This window comes from Synechococcus sp. R5-12 (assembly GCF_047502655.1).
In the GTDB taxonomy this organism is placed as follows: domain Bacteria; phylum Cyanobacteriota; class Cyanobacteriia; order Thermostichales; family Thermostichaceae; genus Thermostichus.
On the sequence record NZ_JANSIM010000171.1, the window covers coordinates 1 to 4,592 of the forward strand.

The following is a 4,592-nucleotide window of genomic DNA, read 5'->3' on the forward strand; positions in this document are numbered from 1 at the left end:
TTAAACGAGACCCTGTCGATCTAGGCCCCTGGATCCCGCTCTGGACAAGGGTTATAATCGGGGAGAGTCGCTTCCCTTCGGGGAAGTGGAATTAGTGGAATTAATGGAAACAATACGAAACTTCTCAATCACCAGTACCCCCATCATGCCCCACGCTAGGGGGTAGAACTTGGCACTGGCAAACCCTGCCTGCAGGGCCATTTGTCGTTGCTCTTCTCCAGAGGGAAAGCGATCTAGGCTGGGATCAATGTAGGCATATTCGGATCCCAGTCCCAAAGTTTTGGCCTGGGCAACCACCTGAGTGTTCAAGTACCAGCGCTGAAATTGTTCGCAAAGAGGGATCCCTGTGGGGCGGTGAAAATCCAAAATGGCGGCACGACGTCCTGGCTTCAGTACTCGCCTAATCTCTCGCAAGGCTTGGGGAATATCGGTTACATTGCGCAAGCCGTAGCCCATGGTAATGGCATCGAAGCTACTGTCGGGAAAAGGTAAGGCCAAGGCATCTCCCAAAACCCACTCCAGGGAGTAGCCAGGGAAGAGCCGGGAGCGACGCCGGGCAATCGCCAGCATGGCGGGAGAGAAATCTAGGCCCACCACATGTCCCCTTCGTCCTACTCGGCGGGCCAACTGCAGAGCCAGATCACCGGTTCCACAGCACAGATCCAGCACATATCCTCCTGAGCTGGCGCCCGACCAACGCACGGCCATACGCTTCCAAACCTGATGGAGGCCCAGGCTCAAGGTTTGGTTGAGGGAGTCATAGTGGGGAGCAATGCGGTCAAAAAGCGCTCGGATTTCCTCAGGCTGTTCAAAGGTTGGGCTAGGCACCTCTTCTCAACTCCACCTCATGTTCCCCGTACAAACTTTGTTGCTCCTGTTGCTCCGCAACGCTACGTGACCGGATCTGTGGTCTGAAGCTAAAGGAAGAGGGGTGTTACGGCGGCACTGGGATCCCACTGGCTCCCACTCGGTGGCGGCGGCTGGGGTAATCAGCCAAACTCAGGGACAGGGATCGGGATCCGGCTAGGCTCGAGGCTGGGATGCGGATGGTTCCCTGGAAGACTTGGCTATTGGGGGGCAGCTCCCCCGGCAAACCCTGGGTGAGCGCGTTGACTGACCGTCCATTGTCGTCAGTAATGTTCAGGAAGCTATAGAGAAAGCGCACCGTCTCTGCCGAGTTGTTTTGCATAGCTACATTCAGAACCACTTGGCTTCCCTCGCGACGAACCGAAAGCACCTGCATAGAGACCTGTCCACTGGCGGCAATTGGTAGGGGGGGCGGAGGTGGTGTGGGCGCCGGCGGGGCAGGAACTCCGTCCTGCTGACGCGGACGGGGAGGTGGAGGAGATGGAGTGGCGGGGCGAGGAGTTGGCGACGGGGCCGCCGCCAATTCAGGAGACAATCTGGGGGTGGGTGTTGGAGTGGGAGTTGCAACCGGCGTGGGTGCTGGGGTAAAGAGGGGGGTGGGAGTTGGGGACGGACGAAGGCTGGCTTCGGCTGCTGCAATTACCTCAGCCTCGTTCAGCAAAGGCACAGTACGGGGATCCCGAACTTCGCGGGAAGGAGAAGCCCGACCGGCGCCGGTGACGGGAGAAGAAACCCCCGATAGAGCTCGCTGACCAAATAGGTAGCCCAGACAAGCACTCAACACCGTTGTGAAGAGAAACGCGCTCAGCCAGAACAGCACCCCCGAGAATGTGGAGGCGAACTCCTGAGACGGTTTGGCCGGTCTACGCAAAGGCTGTTAACTCCTGCTGCTAGTTCGCTTTCCTATGATACGAAAGTGACAGAGAAGCTAGGGGTTCTCGACCGGGGCAGAGTTTTTGCGTTGTTGCTCATGGGCCTGTAGCGGGGCGCTGTCTAAGTTGGGCAGCCGCTCCCCCAGCCACCAACCCGGATCTTCCCAGCTCAGGGATCCCAGCCATTTCCCGGCCCGATCTGCCAAGACCAAGCCCAACAAAACGGGAGCAGTGGTGATCCCCAGCGCTAGGCTGAGCCAGAGCGGTTGAGCAGATCGAAAAGAGACCGAAGAAGCCTTGTGTTCAGGCGGAGATATTGGCTTGGGATCTGTCATGGTCGAGCTTTTGAGCCTGAAGTACAGTCAGGTTATTCGAGATTGTTTTTTCAAGCGTAACCAACTCTCATCTTAGCCTGCGGGGAATTTCTCAAGTAGTTTCAAACAGCAAGAAGGCTTTGCTTGATCTGAGAAAGCCCTGACATTGCTTCCTGATCTAGTGGCCGACAGAGAAGAGGTGCTGCCTGGCGTATGGCTTCAAGGGGCCAATCCCACCAAGCAAGTTGGATAAGCCACTCGATCACTTCAGGTGCAAAACGGTAGCGAACCACCCTCGCTGGCACGCCCGCAACAATGGCATAAGGGGGGACATCTCGAGTTACCACAGCACCCATTCCAACAACTGCTCCATTTCCAATGGTTACCCCCGAGCGAATCTTAGCGCCATAGCCAATCCAAACATCATGGCCAACAACAATATCTCCGCGAGTTACAGGGTGCCCTTTCAAAGCACGAAGCTCTCGCCAGGAATCAGGTAAATGGGTGAAAGGGTAAGTAGTAACCCAGTCAGTATGGTGCTCGTACCCTACGAAAAAATGCACCCCTCCTGCAATCGAAGTGCAACGTCCAATCTTGACGCGGGATGACTCTCCCATCCAATGAAGGAAAAACTCATGTCCGTAGCTTAGGGAGCCAATCGTGAGCAGAGGAAAAGGCTCTAAACCGGCGTGAGCAAAATAGGTTTTCTCTTCCGGCTGGGCAGCGTGCTCGATTCGGATGGGCATAGAGATTCAGCCTCAGGATTGACCGGGTACCACTCGGCTGAGGACTTCAGCAGGCTGTTGTCGAGGTTAGACTCAAACGTCAGTGGATTTCCATTCTACCCAATGGCGATTGTGCTGATCTGTGGCCCTGTGCGCTCTGGCAAAAGCCGGCTGGCAGAGGGTTTGGCTGCGGCTTCGGGCTTGCCGGTTATCTACCTGGCTACCGGGCCGAAACCCGATCCCAAGACGGATCCAGAATGGGCAGAGCGCGTTCAACAGCACCGGCAACGGCGGCCTTCCAGTTGGCAGACTTGGGAAACCGGGAGGGACTTGGGGGCAGAACTGCAAAAGTTGCCCCAGCCCTGTTGTGCGCTGGTGGATTCGCTGGGGGGATGGGTGGCGCAGGGCCTAGACTGTCCCTCTTCAGAATGGGATCCCTTGGTGCAATCCTTCTTGGCAACCTTGCAAAGCCATAGAGGGGAGATCCTCCTGGTGTCTGAAGAAGTGGGCTGGGGGGTGGTGCCCGCTTACCCACTGGGGCGGCGGTTTCGGGATCGGATGGGGGAACTGACCCAAAGGCTGGCTCCCCTGGCCGACCAAGTGTTTTTGGTAACGGCAGGTTTTGCCCTGGATCTCACCCGCCTGGGGATCCCAGTGGCGAGCAAGACAGAGCAGAGCTGAGATAAGCTGCATTTGCAAGCCAGATAGCCGTGTCGCTGTGCCGATTACCCTCTACCTTCCTGCCAAGGCCATTCAAACTCTGGATCTCACCCCCGGCCATGAGCTGGTGAAAACCTTGATGGCGGATCCCGTGCGTGCTGCCCAGCAGGTGCAATGCGCCATCGATTGGCCGCGCAGCCCTGAGGATCCGCGGGAGCTGTCCGAGATCCCGGAGGTGCGCCTGTGGTTTATTCGTTGGGATACAGTCTACCCCTGGATGCCCTACTTTCTCAATTGGCGCCAAGGAGAACTCGCCCGTTACGCGGCTATGATGGTGCCCCACCAATTCAACCCTCGGGAGGGCATTGTTTACAACCCAGAAGCGTTGGAGATCTTTGTCTATCAGAAGATCTTTGTGTTGATGCGGTGGTTTAAGCAGCAGAACCTGGGATCCGTCTCCATGCTGCGGGATATGGCTTTGGTGTTTGGCTTCGAGATCCAGCCGGAGTTTCTCGCCCTATGGGAGGCAGAGCCATGAAGGTGATGGTGGCCGACACCTGGCCGGGGATCCCAGGAGCTACGGCAGTGGCCGACGCTTGGCAGCAGGTGGTTCAACGCCCTTGGGGCCGGCTCAGAGTGGATCCCAACCCTTCGGAAGCTCAGCTAAAGGCCCTCTGGCAACAAATCTCCGAGTGGGCAGGAGAAAAAGATCCCCTACTGGTTTTGCCGGGCAGCGTTGCCGATCCCCTGGGGCCAGGCCAAACTTGGGCGGATCTGGCCCATGCGTGGGGGTTGAGCTTGCTGCTGACGCTGCAGCGGGAGGCCGCCCTGAGCCAAGCTGCCGCTTTTGCCGCCCTGTTGCGCCAAGCCAAGGCCCGCGGTTTGGGGTGGGTGCTGATTGGATCCCTGACCGAAACTGGGGATCCCCAAGCCTTGGAAAAGCTGGATGCAACTTTGATCCCGCGCCTGGAAGCCCAAGTAGGAATGCCGGTGTTGGGGAGAATGGCTCTTGATGGGCAGATCCTTTGGGATCCAGATGCCCTGCTGCTCTGCAATGCTGCCCAACCAAGGAACTGAGCGCCACCCACTGATCCCTGCGGCTCGAACCGTTCCTGATACATTCACGCTGAACTCTCCTGAACATGGTTCAGGAA

At 57.6% G+C, this 4,592-nt stretch carries 7 protein-coding genes; 3 read left to right on the plus strand and 4 right to left on the minus strand.

All coding sequences use genetic code 11. The features are described from left to right. Positions 1–51: 51 nt before the first annotated feature. From ubiE to NW843_RS09755, 4 genes are all read right to left on the minus strand, one after another. Complete coding sequence (gene ubiE / locus NW843_RS09740; protein ID WP_414522813.1) at positions 52–828, minus strand: bifunctional demethylmenaquinone methyltransferase/2-methoxy-6-polyprenyl-1,4-benzoquinol methylase UbiE; 777 nt, start codon at positions 826–828, stop codon at positions 52–54. Positions 829–934: 106 nt separating this feature from the next. Then, a complete protein-coding gene (locus NW843_RS09745) occupies positions 935–1,738 on the minus strand; it encodes a hypothetical protein (protein ID WP_414522814.1) in 804 nt (267 codons plus the stop codon). Positions 1,739–1,795: 57 nt separating this feature from the next. Continuing rightward, positions 1,796–2,074 (minus strand): hypothetical protein, encoded by a 279-nt coding sequence (locus NW843_RS09750; protein WP_414522815.1) that lies wholly within the window; start codon positions 2,072–2,074, stop codon positions 1,796–1,798. A 101-nt stretch (positions 2,075–2,175) separates the two neighbouring features. Then, positions 2,176–2,799 (minus strand): CatB-related O-acetyltransferase, encoded by a 624-nt coding sequence (locus NW843_RS09755; protein ID WP_414522816.1) that lies wholly within the window; start codon positions 2,797–2,799, stop codon positions 2,176–2,178. Positions 2,800–2,901: 102 nt separating this feature from the next. On the opposite strand from NW843_RS09755, the gene cobU reads away from it, so the two are divergent. Genes cobU through NW843_RS09770 form a run of 3 tightly spaced genes read left to right on the plus strand, consistent with a single transcriptional unit; the run spans position 2,902 to position 4,515 of the window. Further along, a complete protein-coding gene (gene cobU / locus NW843_RS09760; RefSeq protein WP_414331153.1) occupies positions 2,902–3,459 on the plus strand; it encodes a bifunctional adenosylcobinamide kinase/adenosylcobinamide-phosphate guanylyltransferase in 558 nt (185 codons plus the stop codon). Between the two features lie 37 nt (positions 3,460–3,496). Next, complete coding sequence (locus tag NW843_RS09765; protein WP_011432033.1) at positions 3,497–3,976, plus strand: CRR6 family NdhI maturation factor; 480 nt, start codon at positions 3,497–3,499, stop codon at positions 3,974–3,976. Next, positions 3,958–4,515 (plus strand): hypothetical protein, encoded by a 558-nt coding sequence (locus NW843_RS09770; protein WP_414522817.1) that lies wholly within the window; start codon positions 3,958–3,960, stop codon positions 4,513–4,515. Before NW843_RS09765 ends, NW843_RS09770 begins: the two co-directional genes overlap by 19 nt. Positions 4,516–4,592 lie beyond the last annotated feature (77 nt).

Excerpts from the sequence above, each read along its gene's own strand:
- cobU (WP_414331153.1), top strand. The coding sequence starts at position 2,902 with ATGGCGATTGTGCTGATCTGTGGCCCTGTGCGCTCTGGCAAAAGCCGG.
- NW843_RS09770 (WP_414522817.1), top strand. The coding sequence starts at position 3,958 with ATGGGAGGCAGAGCCATGAAGGTGATGGTGGCCGACACCTGGCCGGGG.
- NW843_RS09755 (WP_414522816.1), bottom strand. The coding sequence starts at position 2,799 with ATGCCCATCCGAATCGAGCACGCTGCCCAGCCGGAAGAGAAAACCTAT.
- NW843_RS09750 (WP_414522815.1), bottom strand. The coding sequence starts at position 2,074 with ATGACAGATCCCAAGCCAATATCTCCGCCTGAACACAAGGCTTCTTCG.